Raw genomic sequence first — 14,540 nt, 5'->3', positions numbered from 1 at the left:
TGCCTATTTAAGTGATGTGCTGAAAAAGCTGCCGACACACAAAGTGACCCAAATTGAAGAATTGCTGCCGCACTGCTGGAAACCTGAATCGAATTAAAAATTGGTATGGGATTCAGCGGACGCTTACGATGGTTTTACCAAACTTGGCACTGCAACGCGACACCAGGCCATCATTTTCTTTGCCCCCATCAATCAGCAAACTGGTGACTTTTAAGGCACCATCAGGGTCCAGCAAATTGGTTACTGTCCCGACACAGGTAAAGGAATAGTTATAAATGCCCTGGTCGAGTAACTTGCCTTCGCCACAAGCTGTGCTTGGCATGCCGATAGGGAACTTGGCATTAAACTGTGCAGAGCCTGCAAGGGTTAAGCTTGTTCCGCCTGCAAGTGAATCATGTGGGAAGCTTTGCGGGTCAAGCCCTTGTGCCCAGGTAATGGCTTTGGAAACAAAATTGATGACCCCTACCAGTGGGCCTTCGATCGCTGTGCCTTCAGCAGATAAAATCAGGTCTGCCACAGGCGAGCCTTTATGTGGCGCACCTACACCTGTCATGGAAGCAACTTTGTCTGGCAATGCTCCGCCCACATAGCGAATTGTTGGGCCACCATGCGAGTGACCAATCAGATTGACTTTTTCTGCGCCGGTTAATGCCAGAATCTCTTCGACTTGCTGTACCAGTTGCTCGCCACGAATTTCAGATGAATTAAATGGCGATACACGGGTGGCCCAGACATTGGCACCGTTTCGTGCCAAGTCGGGCAAAATCTGATACCAGTAATCAAGACCAAACTGGTCTGTACCTACGGTAATGAAACCTGCCATACCATGACTAAAAACAATCGGGTATTTGGTTTTTGCATAGGTTGAGACCGCTTTCGCTGTCACCTGTGAGGTGTTGGATGCCTGAGCCGTACCTAATAGCGTGCTGGTGACTAGACCGGCGAGTAATAGTCCATATTTCATAAAAAATCCTCATTTTTTATATTTTCTTGATGATTTTATTTTTAGACAATTTAGATTGTCATATTAATTATTGAATAAGGCAGAATGAAATAACGATAAGTTCTCGATCAGTGAAATATATAGATGTAACAAAATATTTTTAAACCAGGCGCACATCAGGGAAAATATCCCGGATGTGCTGGTTATTATAAACCTTGTAACTTTAAACGGTTGGCATGCTGTCTAAACAGGGCCACCGGGTCAGGTGCAAACAGGCCTTTGAGGCCAAACATCATATTGGCCAGATCGGTATGGTTCAGGTTGTAGTTGTCACGAATGACTAGACCGATATGAGAACTGCAACGCGCCACCATGCCATCATTGTCTTTGTTGCCATAAGACAGCGGACCGAGCTGCATCAAGATGCTATCAATGTCCAGCAGGTTGGTGGTTTGAGCTGTACCGCCCCAGGAATAGTAGTAAATGTCCTTATCGACTTTTGCACCGCTCTGGTTACAGTCTGAAGCCAAAGCATCAGTGGGGAAGCGTTTATTAAAGTTTGCCGATTCCACTTCAGTCAGAGACTTCATTGAAGCATCAAAGCTTACCGGAATGTCCGGATTGGCTTGAGCCCAGGTCATCAGTGGCCCAATGATGTATTGTCCCAGAATATTGAAGGCAGTGCGGCTAATGCTATTGCTCTGAATATCATCGGCGACCTTAGAACCACGATAGGTTCCGCCCACGCCCGTGACTGATGCCACATATTGCGGTTCTACGGCTGCGACATACTGTACAGTTGGACCGCCATGACTGTGACCAATCAGGTTCACTTTATCTTTTCCCGTAATTGCGAGCACTTCTTCGACTTGAGCAATCAGCTGTTCACCACGGAACTCGGTGGTATTGGCAGGGGAGAGCTGTGCGGCAAAAACAGTCGAACCATTGCGTGCCATATCCGGCAAAATTTGATACCAGTAATCAATATTGAAACTGTCATCGCCGATGCGTGACCAGCCCAACCAGCCATGGGTCATGACAATCGGATACCGGGTCTTGGCATAGTCGGATTTGACTGTTTCTTGAATCTGCAAAATTCCTTTTGCTGCCTGTGTTTCAGCTGTAAGACCGCATACGAGGGTCATCATGACAGCAAGCGTTAGCGCTTTTTTACTTTTTAAAGTTTTCATTAACTTTTCCCTTTCATCCTTTTGTTTTTATTCATATCAGTACATCCATAAGTGGATCCATCCCATCTCCTTATCAGACGACATTAAGGCTACTCGGTATATGGTAATTTTCCTCCCTGATCATGGATGATTTCAAAAGTCCCTACTCGTAGTTGTTCTTGGGGTTTATTAAAGTGCTGAGTCCGTAATTTTTGTACGGCTTGCTGCTTGGCCTCGTCACTCATGCCGCTTTTCATGATGCTGTCCCTTTCAGCCAGATACTGATTGACCTTGTCTTTCCAGTCATTGCGTTGCTTATCTAGGGCTTCTAGACGTTGCGTCGCCTCAGGACCGACCAGATTCATGCGCATCTGATGAATATCTTCGGCTGAACCGCCACGCGCTTTAATATCCGCGGTGAGTTTACGCAGGTCTTCCAATTTATTGAGCTGTTCGAGATTTTCTTTCCAGTCTTCAGGTAACTGGTTGAAAAGATCTTTTAATTTTTGTGCTTTTTGTGCTTCGGTTAAGCTCTTGTTTGCCAGAACGGTCATGCGGTTGAGCGTGTATTCATGATAGGTATCTTCAGTGCCAAATAAGCCTTCAATTTCGTAGTCAGAGAACAGCTGTTTACGCAGGTTTTTCATATGGGCAAAAATGCTTTGATAATATTTGGGATCTTCCTTGTCGATATTGGGTGGCTGCAACTCGCCCAGTTTTTCCCGGTAATTGATATAGCGGTTCCACAAATCAATAATTTGTCCTAAAGCGGGTTCTTTATAGTTTTGCTGGATATAGGCTTTGAAATCATGTTTGATTTGCTTGAGATCTTTTTCGCCATACTGGGTAATGAAATATTCAAAACAGTTGCGGGTCTGTTCATTCACAATCAAGCGATTGGCATTGTCCAGGCTTAACTGACAGTTCACTTCGGTGTCTTGCTGGCTAGGACTGATGAAATCCCGACTTTGGTCTGTGGGGGCAGGCATTGATGAGGTTAAGGTAGGAGGTGGTGCATTAAGGTTTTGAACGGCATCAGTTCGTTCTGCGGTGGACTGGGAAGGGGCGAGCCAAAATAACAGCACGCCTAGACATACCAAAATGACCACCAAAATAATCCATAATTTATGATGTTTATGCATTTCCTATGCAACCTTCTTTTTCTGTTTATTAAGGTTCTAAAATTGAACTCAATTTGCCATAAAAAACTGAATAAAACGTAGAAAAGTTGTAAAAAATGACAAGCGGTTGCTAACATAGCAGCCGTTTGAACTTGATTGATTTTCACTATGAAAAAGACTTCACCTAAAATTCAGCGCCGTCATATCAGCGGCGTATTTTTACTGAATAAGCCTCTAGGTATCAGTTCAAATGCGGCCTTGCAAAAAGTGCGCTGGCTCTATCGGGCAGAAAAGGCCGGACATACCGGAGCGCTGGATCCACTGGCTTCAGGCTTACTGCCCATCTGTTTGGGTGAGGCCACCAAATTTTCCCATTATTTACTCGATTCGACCAAGCGTTACCAGACCACGATTCATTTGGGGCACAGCACCACCACCGGTGATGTCGAAGGTGAGGTGCTGCTGGAACAGGCTGTGCCTGCATTGACGGAAGATCAGATAAAGCAGGTTCTGGAAAAATTTGTCGGCGATATTCAGCAAGTGCCACCGATGTATTCGGCACTGAAAAAAGAAGGTCGTCCGCTGTATGAATTGGCGCGTAAAGGGATAGAAATTGAACGGGAAGCCCGTCCGATTCATATTTATGCCATCGAATTACTTTCTTTTACTGAAAATAGTATTACCCTTGATGTGACCTGTTCTAAAGGCACCTACATTCGTGTATTGGGCGAAGATATTGCCCAAGCCTTGGGTACATATGGTCATCTGACTTATTTGCACCGGATTAAAACCGGTCATTTTGACCTGATTCCTGAATATACGATCGAATATCTGGAGAGTCTGACTGAACAGCAGCGAGAGGCTTTGTTGCTGCCAGCCTATGCACCGGTCGATCATTTTCCTAAAGTTCAGGCGCCTGAAGGACGTGCAGAATATTTTAGCCGTGGTATGGAAAGCAATATTGAACATGCCGCGGAAGCGCAGGTGCTGGTGTTTGATGGCGAAAAATGTTTAGGCCTGGCTGAAATTACCGACCGTAAGCGTCTGGTTCCGAAACGCGTGTTAAATCTCGAATAATTGTTGAAAGAAATGTATGGAAATTGAAATTGTCTTAAGCCTTCTGTTTTTTGCATTTTTTGCCGGTGCGATTGATGCAGCAGTAGGAGGTGGCGGGTTGATTCAAATTCCGGCCATTATGAATGCCATGCCGCAACTGTCGCCAGCGACGGTGTTTGGCACCAACAAACTGTCCTCGATTTGCGGTACTGCATCGGCGGCCTATTCATTTGTGCGTCAGGTCAAACTGCGCTGGAAGCTGCTGGCGGTTATAGCCAGCTGTGCTTTTGTCAGCTCTTTTGCCGGGGCGGCCTGTGTCAGCATGATTCCCAAAGAGGTGCTGCGTCCTTTTGTGCTGGTGATGCTGATTGTGATTGCCATCTATACCTTTATGAAAAAGCAGTTTGGGCAAGTGCATGTACGGCAGGAACTGACACCGAAAATCTTGCTGCTGGCCGCTGCGGGTAGCCTCGTGATTGGTTTTTATGACGGCATTTTTGGTCCGGGCACCGGCAGTTTTTTTATCTTCTTTTTTATCCGTTATCTGCAAGCGGACTTTTTGCATGCTTCGGCATTGTCCAAGGTGGCCAATTTAACCACCAATCTGGCGGCACTGAGCTTTTTCGCCCCTACGGGGCATGTCCTGTTTGGCTTGGGGCTGATGATGGCTGCCGCCAATGTAGTCGGTTCAATAGTCGGTGTGCGAGCTGCCTTGAAATACGGCAGCGGTTTTATCCGTATTCTGTTTTTAATTTTAGTCAGCATCCTGATTGTTCGTTTGGGATATCAGACCTTTTTTCCGTAAATCATTCCCGATATTAAAATTTTTTATACAAATTGCTTCATCTCGTCACCCACATGTGCGTCATTCGCTTTTAAGATCATGAGCAGAATGTCTTCAAAATAATGATAAGCAGTCTTTTGAATGTGTAGCGGCTGTAGCAAATAAAAGGGTGGTGTAGATGAATATTTTCGAAGCTTTACGTGCAAGCCATGAAATCCAGAGAGAACTTTCTGAAAAATTAATCCAGACCTCGGGGAATAGCCAAGAACGTCGTGAGCTGTTTGAACTGCTTAAAAATGAACTGTTTGCTCATGCCGTTGCGGAGGATCGTTATTTATATATTCCTTTAATGATGACCGATTCTGGCCTGAGTATTACCCGTCATGCCCTGGCGGAACACCATGAAATTGATGAATTACTTGAGCAATTGACCGAAACCGATTTTAGCAATCATGGTTGGTTGGCGATAGCCAAGAAACTTTCTGAAAAGGTGCATCATCATTTAAAAGAGGAAGAGCATGGTTTTTTCCAGCAGGCGGGTAAAATTCTGGAAGACCAGCAAAAGATAAGCCTAGCCAAGAAATATTTGGCTGAATATAAAAAGTATAAAAAGGCAGATAAAGACAGTCTGACTTAAAGCGATATAAACAAAAAGACGGCGTGTAGCCGTCTTTTTTACCAGGTTTTCTGATTATGAGCTTTGAGGATTTGGTGTTTTACTGGCTCTAAATGTCACGCCAACCGATGCCAGCATGACACACAGCAGGGCAATCCACTGTAGCCATCCTATTTTTTCTCCAAGCAAAAGCAGTCCCGTGAGTGCAGCCAGAGCAGGAGAAAGGCTGGATAAGGTGCCATAACTCAGTTTGCTTAAATGCTTCAACGCTTGCAGATCAAGCGCATAAGGAATGGCAGTGGCCAGTATTGCGATTGCCAGGGCTTTGCCCCAGTACTGGGTTTCAATCAATGCAGCAGCATTGTTGTATAAGCCAATCGGTAACAGGCTGAGAGCAGACAAACTGATGGCAATGGTTAAGGCATGCATACCAATATTCTGCTGCACCACCTTTTGACCAAAATAAATATAAAAAGCCCAGCACAGCCCCGCTGCCAAGGCACATGCAGCACCGATCAGCGAAAATTGTTCACTTTGAGCCTGTCCCCAAGGCACCATCAGGGCAATGCCTAAAATGGCCAGTCCGACCCAAAGATAATCACTACGCTGCTTAATCGACAGCAGGGCCAGTCCTAAAGGGCCGATGAATTCCAGACCCACCGCAATGCCTTGAGGCAGCTTGCCCAAGGACATGTAGAACAGGATATTCATGAACCCAAGTGCTGCGCTATAGCACAATAAGTCACGCCATTTCAAAAAAGACAGACGCTTTAAGATGTGCCATGAACGAAACATGATGCAGACAATCACCGCGGCAAAACACAAGCGCAAAATCGTCACGGTCAGGGGATCGAGCACCATGAACAGCTGTTTGGCGAAAGATGCACTAATTTGATAGGAGATCATGGACAGAACCATGAACACTACGGCAATAAGTTGAGAATTTGGCATGAGACACGCAGTTGGATGGTCAAGTTAATTAACCATGTTATGGGTGCGCACAGTATAGCGGTTCATGCTGAATTTTTAAGTTTTTACTGGAGGAAAATTTAAATTCATAATTTAAAATTCAAAACTTTAAATTTAAAATAATCGGTAGATGCAGGATGGTTTTATGAATTTGAATTTAAATAATCCATTTTTTAATGGTTTTGCAGTTTGGTTCCTGGCTTTCTAATCAGGGTAATGAGCATGATCAGTACGGTCTGTACAGCAGGGGCAATTTTGAAAATTGGCTGACACTTAATTCGATCTGATTGTTCGTACAGCATGAGATAGGCAAAACGCCAGATTTTAAAAATCTGGAAAAATAAAAAACCACAGCATGAATGCTGTGGTTTTTTAAATAAAATTGAATTAGAACAATACGCGAACGCGGATTGTGCCTTCAACTTCGTGAAGCGTATCGAGTGCTTCTTTAGACGCAGTTGCATCAACGTCCATCACCAGGTAACCGACATCACCTTTAGTCATTAAAGACTGACCAGAGATGTTGATGCCGTGTTCAGCAAACAGGTTGTTGATTTTAGACAGCACGCCTGGAATGTTTTTATGAATGTGCAGTAAACGGTGTTTACCTTCAGTCAATGGCAACGCGATTTCAGGGAAGTTCACCGCAGACAAGGTCATACCTTTATCTGAGTAAGCAACAAATTTCTCTGCAACCTCTAAACCGATGTTCGCTTGCGCTTCCATGGTTGAACCGCCCACGTGAGGTGTCAAGATCACGTTGTCCAGGCCACGAAGTGGAGAAACAAATTCTTCACCGTTGGCTTTAGGCTCTTTAGGGAATACGTCAACTGCAGCACCTGCAATGTGACCAGCTTTGATGGCATCCGCAAGGTCTTCAATCACTACACATGTACCACGTGCAGCATTGATGAAGATTGAACCTTCTTTCATTTGAGCAAACTGTTCTTTGCCCATGAAGTTACGCGTAGATGGAACGTCTGGAACGTGTAGAGATACTACGTCAGCATTTGCAAGCAACTCGCCCATCGTACCGACCTGGCGTGCGTTACCCATAGGAAGTTTGGTTACTGCGTCATAATAAATGACATTCATACCCATGCTTTCAGCAAGAACTGAAAGTTGAGAACCGATTGAGCCGTAACCGACAATACCTAAAGTTTTACCACGAGTTTCATACGAACCTACTGCAGACTTGTTCCAGCCACCACGGTGAGTAGAAGCAGATTTAGCAGGTACGCCACGAAGCAATAAAATAGCTTCAGCAAGTACCAGTTCAGCTACTGAACGGGTATTTGAATATGGTGCGTTAAATACTGGAATACCGCGACGCATTGCTGCATCCAGGTTCACCTGGTTGGTACCGATACAAAAACAGCCAACAGCGATCAGCTTGTTGGCTGCTTCGAATACTTCTTCAGTCAGTTGAGTACGTGAACGAATACCAATGAAGTGGGCATCTTTTACCGCTTCTTTCAACGCTTCACCCTCAAGCGCAGTTTTACGGTAATCGATGTTGGTGTATCCAGCAGCATTTAAAGTGTCGATTGCGTTTTGATGAACGCCTTCTAACAACAAGAAACGAATTTTATCTTTAGGCAGTGAAAGATGTTGGCTCATTACGGCTCCGCTACAAAGGCCAAATTTAGTCGCGATATGATAACATACGAGAAGGGTCTATATACATTTCCTTTATGACGGAGACTATAGGTATTTTTGCCATACATATGCCAGGAACTACAGATTTTGGTCTAACTAAAGCTGTAATTTTTAAGCCTAGATTGTCAAAATGCTTATTTTCACCAGGTTTCAGTAAAAAATGTCTTATAATGTCGAGTAGTGAAATCGATCACAGTTATATTGTTGATTTTATGCTCACACCCAGTCTAAGACATGATTTTTTTGTAAATCTCTTTGCAAAGAATGCTCTATAGACCGTCCACCACTTGTATATTTCTTGCTAGGTCTGCAAACGATGAATGCTCCAGTCGCTTTAACACCTGAGTTATTAACCCAATTGACAGCCATTGTGGGTGAAAACCGCATTAAAACTGATGCTGCTAGTCTCGATGCCTGGGGCAAAGACTACACCAAGCATTTCGATCCAAACCCATCAGTCATTGTTTTTCCATCAAGTACGGAACAGGTGCAGGCGATTGTTAAATTTGCCAATGAACACAATATTGCCATCACACCGTCGGGCGGGCGTACCGGTTTATCGGCCGGTGCAGTAGCAGCCAACGGTGAAATTGTGGTCAGCATGGACAAGATGAACCAGATTCTGGAATTCTTCCCGGCAGACCGTATGGTGCGTGTACAAGCGGGTGTGGTGACTGAACAGTTACAAAACTATGCCGAAGAACAGGGCATGTATTATCCGGTGGATTTCGCGTCTTCAGGTTCATCGCAAATTGGCGGTAACATCGGCACCAATGCCGGCGGTATTAAAGTGATTAAATACGGCATGACCCGTAACTGGGTGCTGGGTCTGACCGTTGTGACCGGTAAGGGTGATATCCTGCGTCTGAACAAGGGCATGATCAAGAATGCGACCGGTTATGCATTACAACATTTGTTCATTGGTGGTGAAGGTACGCTTGGTCTGGTGACTGAAGCTGAAATCAAGCTGGAGCGTCAACCGCAAGACCTGCAAGTGATGATACTGGGTGTACCTGACTTTGAAGCCGTGATGCCTGTACTTCACGCATTCCAGGCAAAAATTGATTTAACTGCATTTGAGTTCTTTGGTGAACTTGCGATGCAAAAAGTGCTGGATCATGGTCATGTACAACGTCCGTTTGAAACGGAATGTCCATTCTATGTATTGCTTGAATTTGAAGCGCCATTTGAGCCAATCATGGACAAGGCGATGGAAATTTTTGAGCATTGCATGGAACAGGGTTGGGTGCTGGATGGCGTAATGAGCCAGAGCCTGGAACAGCTACACAGCTTATGGCGTTTGCGTGAAGATATCTCTGAATCAATCGCACCATTCACACCATACAAAAATGACATTTCCGTACTCATTACGCATGTTCCTGCATTTATTAAAGAAATTGATGCGATTGTTGCGGATAATTACCCTGACTTTGAAATTTGCTGGTTCGGTCATATTGGTGACGGTAACTTGCACTTGAACATCTTGAAACCAGAGAACCTGTCTAAAGATGAATTCTTTGCCAAATGTCAGGTAGTGAATAAATATGTATTCGATACCGTGAAAAAATATGACGGTTCGATTTCTGCGGAACACGGTGTTGGTATGACTAAAAAACCTTACCTCAACTACACCCGTTCTGAAGAAGAAATTGGCTACATGAAAGCCTTGAAACAGGTATTCGATCCAAACGGCATTATGAACCCGGGTAAACTGTTCGATCTTTAATATTTAACCTGTAAGTTCTATGCGCCGATGACTACATAACTGTTATCGAGTACGAAAAAAAGGCATGGCATCATAGATGCAATGTCTTTTTTTTATGGGGGAGATTTCCCAATGTTACGTTTATTATCGACCTCTATAATTTGTTTGGGCTTAATCACGACGGGTTGTGCAACAACTAAAAAATTGGCCTCTAAAGTGAATATTGGTTCGTCCGATACGCCTTTGCAACAAGTGTTAAAAGAAAGACCTGATTTGCGTAAGGGTTCGGCAACAGTGGAGATTCGTCAGTTTTTTAACAGTGTAGAGTCACCAACTGCTGCACAGGTCAAAGTGACCGAAACCGGTTTAATGGATGATTCAGTTCGTTCAATGCGTACGGTGTATAGTTTTAAATTGGTGGATGGGGACTGGAAGAAGGTGGATACAGAGAAGTCGTATCAATGCCTGCGTGGGAAAAATACCAAGTCTTTTCAGAAAGCGAAATGCCCTTAATAAATCTTTGATTTATGGTTGAAAATTAGGCTGTTTTGCTTCATAAAAAGCGTATCGATTGATGCGCTTTTTTGCGTTTGGGGAAATATGGAAGAAATTAAAAAAATTTCAAGAATAATTGAAAATGTGTATTTATATTTAAATAAATTGGAAAATGAACTTTTCGTAAATGATTTTTCTAAATATCCAAGTCTACATGGGCTATTAAAATTATTTAATAATATAGATAACGATTGGAAATATTTTTTTCCTTTAAAAAGTGAAAACTTAGAGAGTTTACTCAATTATTTAAAATTATATTCCAGCAAAAATGACCAGAAATATTTAGATAAGATAGATATATTTTCTAGAAACATATTAGATGAACTTCAAAAAGTATCTGAGACACCTTCAATATCCTGGAAAGAAGAAGAAGAGGAAGCTGAAAAGGAAATTCAGAAAAAATTAAGTTTCATAAGTTATTCGTTAAATATAGAAAATAAATTCCAAGATTTAAATTCTAAGTTTGAGGAGTTAAATAATCAAAGAAAAAATATTGAACAAACTAATGCGGTTGTAATTAGAGCTCAAAATGAAGCAAATAAAATAATTCAAGATTTAAAAAGTAAGAATGAAGCTTACAATCAGATAATTGATGAAGATAGTAATTTTCGTATTAAGAAACTTTATAATGAAATTTATGATGATGAAATAGGATTAGCTGATAAATATAGAAATTGGGCATTATTAATTTTCGCTATAATAGGTGCATTTCTACTAGTAGGATTCCTAAATTTATCAATTCAAAATTGGAATCATTTAAGAGATAGCTCTTATATTCATATTCCTTTTGGCTGGGATAGTCTGTTAAAAACATTGATGCTTTTTAGTTTAACCACCCCTGCTTGGTATTTAACAAGAGAATCTTCTAAACATCGAAAAGTAGCCTATAAAGCGAAAATACTAGGTACTGAACTCGCTTCATTCCCTTTATATGCACGTGAGTTTAAAGATGAAGATCGACTTGAGTTACGTAAAAGTCTAGCGGATCGCTTCTTCGGACAGGAACTTTATAATTACTCATCAAATACTAAAAATTCCAATGATGTTTCAATTGAACAAGTCAAGTTAATAGCCGAAGCAAATAAAGTTTTGGCAGAATCTCTGAAAGTAAAACAAAATCTTAGCTGAATTTTAAAGCTTAATCGACGATTTAACCTGTCTTTGCTAAACTACACCTACTCAACCCAGTAGGTGTAGTTGTTTGAGATCAACTATTCTCACGAATTTTTTTATTTAAATACCTTGTGAATACGGTGTTTTAAGTCACTTATAAGCAAGTGCATTTCCCAAACTTTAATTTAAACACTCAATGCTTGGCATTGGGCTGACGCTTCTCTCCCTAAAAATAGTGCGTAGCCCTACAAGCCTAAAATACATGTAGAAAAACAATGCAAAACGTTCAAACCGCAACCTTAAACCGTGCCACGCTGATGTTTCCATTGGCCTTGGTGCTGTTTGAATTTTCCGTCTATATCGGCAACGACCTGGTGCAGCCTGCCATGCTCGCCATTACCAAAGACTTTGGCGTCAGCAGTTCATGGGCACCATCTTCCATGTCGTTTTACCTGCTGGGTGGGGCATGTGTGGCCTGGTTGCTCGGCCCATTGTCCGACCGTTTGGGACGTAAAAAAGTGCTGCTTGCAGGCGTACTGTTCTTTGTACTGTGCTGCTTGCTGATTTTATTAACGAAAAATATTGAAAGCTTTTTGGCGCTGCGCTTTTTACAAGGCATAGGTTTAACCGTCATTTCTGCCGTCGGTTATGCTGCTATTCAGGAAACTTTTGCAGAACGTGACGCGATTAAAGTCATGGCACTGATGGCAAACATTTCCCTGCTTGCACCATTACTTGGGCCAGTGGTGGGTGCATTCCTGATTGACCATGTGTCATGGCATTGGGGCTTTATAGGCATCGCGTCATTAGCCTTTTTAAGCTGGTTTGGACTGAAAGCCAAAATGCCCGAGAACAAAGTCAGCCTACCAAAACAGCCATTCGGTTATATTCTGGATGACTTTAAACAGGTTTATAAAAACAGACGTTTTCTGGCCATGACCTTGGCCTTGCCGATGGTCAGTATGCCGTTGATGCTCTGGATTGCACTGTCACCGGTCATGCTGGTGGAAGAACTGGGTTTTAGCAGCATGCAATATGGTTTGGCACAATTTCCGGTATTGGGCGGATTGATTGTCGGTAATGTGGTGCTGATTAAAATTATCGACAAACTGGCTTTGGGCAGATCGGTGCTGATGGGCTTGCCGATTATGCTGCTCGGCACCGTAATTTTACTGGTTGGGGTGATTTGGCCAAATTATCTGATCTGGTGCCTCATTGCAGGCATGACGCTCATCAGCTTTGGTGAAGGGATCAGCTTTTCGGTGCTGTACCGTTTTGCGCTGATGTCATCGGAAGTATCCAAAGGTACAGTGGCAGCAGCCGTTTCGATGCTGTTGATGTTCAGTTTTTTTATCATTATTGAATTGGTTCGGGTGATGTATGAACACTACCACTATTTGGCCTATAGCGTGGCGTGTTTTATTTTAATTGCACTGTGGTTCAGTTTTCCGCGAGCGATGCTCAAGCAGATTTTAAAAGAACGGGTGAAGCAGGGACAGTTTTAGCCACTCTATTTGTTCTCTCTTCTTAATAGGAGATGAGGAATATATTCCTCAAGGGATGAGGGTGTATTTAGATTGTAAAATGACCTCTCCCTAACCCTCTCCTAGAAGGAGAGGGAATATTATTATTTGCTGAAAAAGGACATAGCCCTTTAATCAGAAACTATAGCTTGGACTCGGCAATCGGCTGCGCAACAGCCTTTAACTTGCGATCGAAAACAAAAGTGCCAAACGGTAAAATGGATGCAATCAACCCCAAAATAAACATCTGAAGCGACCATTTCTGTTTTTCGCACACAACAAACAAAACAATTAAAAACAGGATAAACAGTACGCCGTGTCCCATACCGACATATTTCACCAGAATTGGATTATCCAGCATATATTTCATTGGCATGGCGATAAACAAAAGCAGGAGAAAGGAAAGTCCTTCTAAAAGACCGACAACACGTAAAGTTTGAATATTCATGGTCATGCTTAAATCTATGAGAATGAACCCTGAGTGTACCGAATATTGCCGCAATGGTGAATAAAAGCTCGATATATTTTAATAACTTATCAAATGCTTATAATCACGTGTTGAAACCGGTCTTTCAGCCAGTTCAGGCTTTTTCTAAAGCTCGATTAGTGTGAATATAGCCTGCTTTATCCGTAGAGCTGTGAAGTTATTCACCCCGTGACTCGATACGATCTCTGATTGTGAGGTCATCATAAAAAAGCAGGCACTCTGCCTGCTTTTTTATTTTATGGTTTTATGGACAAATTATTGAATCACACCACAGGCAATCCGGTCTCCACCACCGCCTAAAGCTTTGGGCTCATCGGCATAGTTGTCACCACCCGCATGCACCATAATCGCCAGGCCTTGAACATCGGCCAGTTTTAAACGCGGGGCCACCAGTTTTTCCTGAGATTTTCCTGAAGCATCCACTGTAATGAGGGGTAAATCTCCCAGATGTCCGGTGAGGGGTGTACCGTGATGTGGCGCCTGGTTGGGGTTGAAATGACCGCCAGCGGCAAGGGCAGCGCCCATTTTGCCATCTTTTTCTGCCGGGCCACACAAACCTTTTTCATGAATATGGAAGCCGTGAGGGCCGGGTGGCAGATCACGTAAATCGGTATTGATGACCAGACCAGAAGGGCTATCGAGTAATTCTACTGTCCCGATTTTATTGCCTATGCCTTGTGCAGTGACGGCATTGACCGTGACATGTTGCGCTTTATGTTCATCTATAGGCTGGGGGCTGGCGCAACCAGCCAAAAATATTGCCCCCAGGGTGGCAATTGCAAGGGGTTTAAATGGTATTTTCATGACTGGAAGCATCCTGACTTTTTTATAATTGGCACC

At 43.1% G+C, this 14,540-nt stretch carries 14 protein-coding genes and 1 pseudogene; 8 read left to right on the top strand and 7 right to left on the bottom strand.

What is annotated here, in order from left to right; genetic code table 11:
* A partial coding sequence (locus FTU91_RS01660) for a transposase domain-containing protein (protein ID WP_180080608.1) occupies positions 1 to 97 on the top strand: 97 nt, incomplete at its 5' end.
* Positions 98 to 127: 30 nt separating this feature from the next.
* Here FTU91_RS01660 and FTU91_RS01655 read toward each other — a convergent pair.
* The 3 genes and pseudogenes from FTU91_RS01655 to FTU91_RS01645 form a co-directional block, all read right to left on the bottom strand.
* Positions 128 to 964, bottom strand: a pseudogene (locus FTU91_RS01655) (esterase/lipase family protein); the annotation flags it as partial.
* A 185-nt stretch (positions 965 to 1,149) separates the two neighbouring features.
* A complete protein-coding gene (locus tag FTU91_RS01650; protein WP_180080602.1) occupies positions 1,150 to 2,133 on the bottom strand; it encodes a triacylglycerol lipase in 984 nt (327 codons plus the stop codon).
* 89 nt (positions 2,134 to 2,222) lie between these two features.
* On the bottom strand, positions 2,223 to 3,254 hold the full coding sequence (locus FTU91_RS01645; protein ID WP_180080599.1) for a lipase secretion chaperone: 1,032 nt from the start codon (positions 3,252 to 3,254) through the stop codon (positions 2,223 to 2,225).
* A 147-nt stretch (positions 3,255 to 3,401) separates the two neighbouring features.
* Between FTU91_RS01645 and truB the strand changes: the two genes are divergently transcribed.
* The 3 genes from truB (at position 3,402) to FTU91_RS01630 (ending at position 5,710) form a co-directional block, all read left to right on the top strand.
* Positions 3,402 to 4,310: a tRNA pseudouridine(55) synthase TruB gene (gene truB / locus FTU91_RS01640; protein WP_180080596.1), complete on the top strand. Its 909-nt coding sequence runs from the start codon at positions 3,402 to 3,404 to the stop codon at positions 4,308 to 4,310.
* Between the two features lie 16 nt (positions 4,311 to 4,326).
* Positions 4,327 to 5,094: a TSUP family transporter gene (locus FTU91_RS01635; RefSeq protein ID WP_180080593.1), complete on the top strand. Its 768-nt coding sequence runs from the start codon at positions 4,327 to 4,329 to the stop codon at positions 5,092 to 5,094.
* Between the two features lie 157 nt (positions 5,095 to 5,251).
* Positions 5,252 to 5,710: a hemerythrin domain-containing protein gene (locus tag FTU91_RS01630; RefSeq protein WP_180080590.1), complete on the top strand. Its 459-nt coding sequence runs from the start codon at positions 5,252 to 5,254 to the stop codon at positions 5,708 to 5,710.
* A 54-nt stretch (positions 5,711 to 5,764) separates the two neighbouring features.
* Here FTU91_RS01630 and FTU91_RS01625 read toward each other — a convergent pair whose 3' ends face one another.
* Both FTU91_RS01625 and serA read right to left on the bottom strand, forming a co-directional pair.
* Positions 5,765 to 6,640 carry a DMT family transporter gene (locus tag FTU91_RS01625; protein WP_180080577.1) on the bottom strand — a complete coding sequence of 292 codons (876 nt, stop codon included), beginning with the start codon at positions 6,638 to 6,640 and terminating at the stop codon, positions 5,765 to 5,767.
* 405 nt (positions 6,641 to 7,045) lie between these two features.
* Complete coding sequence (gene serA / locus FTU91_RS01620; RefSeq protein WP_180080574.1) at positions 7,046 to 8,278, bottom strand: phosphoglycerate dehydrogenase; 1,233 nt, start codon at positions 8,276 to 8,278, stop codon at positions 7,046 to 7,048.
* A 355-nt stretch (positions 8,279 to 8,633) separates the two neighbouring features.
* On the opposite strand from serA, the gene FTU91_RS01615 reads away from it, so the two are divergent.
* From FTU91_RS01615 to FTU91_RS01600, 4 genes are all read left to right on the top strand, one after another.
* A complete protein-coding gene (locus FTU91_RS01615; protein ID WP_180080571.1) occupies positions 8,634 to 10,043 on the top strand; it encodes an FAD-binding oxidoreductase in 1,410 nt (469 codons plus the stop codon).
* A gap of 111 nt (positions 10,044 to 10,154) precedes the next feature.
* The gene (locus FTU91_RS01610) at positions 10,155 to 10,535 is read left to right on the top strand and encodes a hypothetical protein (RefSeq protein ID WP_092820157.1); all 381 of its coding nucleotides are present in this window, start codon (positions 10,155 to 10,157) and stop codon (positions 10,533 to 10,535) included.
* A gap of 87 nt (positions 10,536 to 10,622) precedes the next feature.
* Complete coding sequence (locus FTU91_RS01605; RefSeq protein WP_180080568.1) at positions 10,623 to 11,705, top strand: hypothetical protein; 1,083 nt, start codon at positions 10,623 to 10,625, stop codon at positions 11,703 to 11,705.
* A gap of 260 nt (positions 11,706 to 11,965) precedes the next feature.
* Positions 11,966 to 13,195 (top strand): MFS transporter, encoded by a 1,230-nt coding sequence (locus FTU91_RS01600; RefSeq protein WP_180080565.1) that lies wholly within the window; start codon positions 11,966 to 11,968, stop codon positions 13,193 to 13,195.
* 160 nt (positions 13,196 to 13,355) lie between these two features.
* Here the strand turns inward: FTU91_RS01600 and FTU91_RS01595 are convergent, their stop codons facing one another.
* Positions 13,356 to 13,661, bottom strand: coding sequence for a DUF3817 domain-containing protein (locus FTU91_RS01595; RefSeq protein ID WP_131273072.1), 306 nt, complete (start codon positions 13,659 to 13,661; stop codon positions 13,356 to 13,358).
* Positions 13,662 to 13,955: 294 nt separating this feature from the next.
* Complete coding sequence (gene sodC, locus FTU91_RS01590; RefSeq protein WP_257221634.1) at positions 13,956 to 14,504, bottom strand: superoxide dismutase [Cu-Zn] SodC; 549 nt, start codon at positions 14,502 to 14,504, stop codon at positions 13,956 to 13,958.
* Positions 14,505 to 14,540: the final 36 nt, after the last annotated feature.

Origin of the sequence: Acinetobacter sp. YH12201 (assembly GCF_013418145.1) — a bacterium.
Classification (GTDB): domain Bacteria; phylum Pseudomonadota; class Gammaproteobacteria; order Pseudomonadales; family Moraxellaceae; genus Acinetobacter.
This window is presented reverse-complemented; position numbering and strand designations above follow the sequence as displayed.

Bases quoted from the DNA above. Each gene is read 5' to 3' on its own strand.
- FTU91_RS01650 (WP_180080602.1), bottom strand. From the start codon at position 2,133: ATGAAAACTTTAAAAAGTAAAAAAGCGCTAACGCTTGCTGTCATGATG.
- FTU91_RS01645 (WP_180080599.1), bottom strand. From the start codon at position 3,254: ATGCATAAACATCATAAATTATGGATTATTTTGGTGGTCATTTTGGTA.
- truB (WP_180080596.1), top strand. From the start codon at position 3,402: ATGAAAAAGACTTCACCTAAAATTCAGCGCCGTCATATCAGCGGCGTA.
- FTU91_RS01635 (WP_180080593.1), top strand. From the start codon at position 4,327: ATGGAAATTGAAATTGTCTTAAGCCTTCTGTTTTTTGCATTTTTTGCC.
- FTU91_RS01630 (WP_180080590.1), top strand. From the start codon at position 5,252: ATGAATATTTTCGAAGCTTTACGTGCAAGCCATGAAATCCAGAGAGAA.
- FTU91_RS01625 (WP_180080577.1), bottom strand. From the start codon at position 6,640: ATGCCAAATTCTCAACTTATTGCCGTAGTGTTCATGGTTCTGTCCATG.
- serA (WP_180080574.1), bottom strand. From the start codon at position 8,278: ATGAGCCAACATCTTTCACTGCCTAAAGATAAAATTCGTTTCTTGTTG.
- FTU91_RS01615 (WP_180080571.1), top strand. From the start codon at position 8,634: ATGAATGCTCCAGTCGCTTTAACACCTGAGTTATTAACCCAATTGACA.
- FTU91_RS01610 (WP_092820157.1), top strand. From the start codon at position 10,155: ATGTTACGTTTATTATCGACCTCTATAATTTGTTTGGGCTTAATCACG.
- FTU91_RS01605 (WP_180080568.1), top strand. From the start codon at position 10,623: ATGGAAGAAATTAAAAAAATTTCAAGAATAATTGAAAATGTGTATTTA.
- FTU91_RS01600 (WP_180080565.1), top strand. From the start codon at position 11,966: ATGCAAAACGTTCAAACCGCAACCTTAAACCGTGCCACGCTGATGTTT.
- FTU91_RS01595 (WP_131273072.1), bottom strand. From the start codon at position 13,661: ATGAATATTCAAACTTTACGTGTTGTCGGTCTTTTAGAAGGACTTTCC.
- sodC (WP_257221634.1), bottom strand. From the start codon at position 14,504: ATGAAAATACCATTTAAACCCCTTGCAATTGCCACCCTGGGGGCAATA.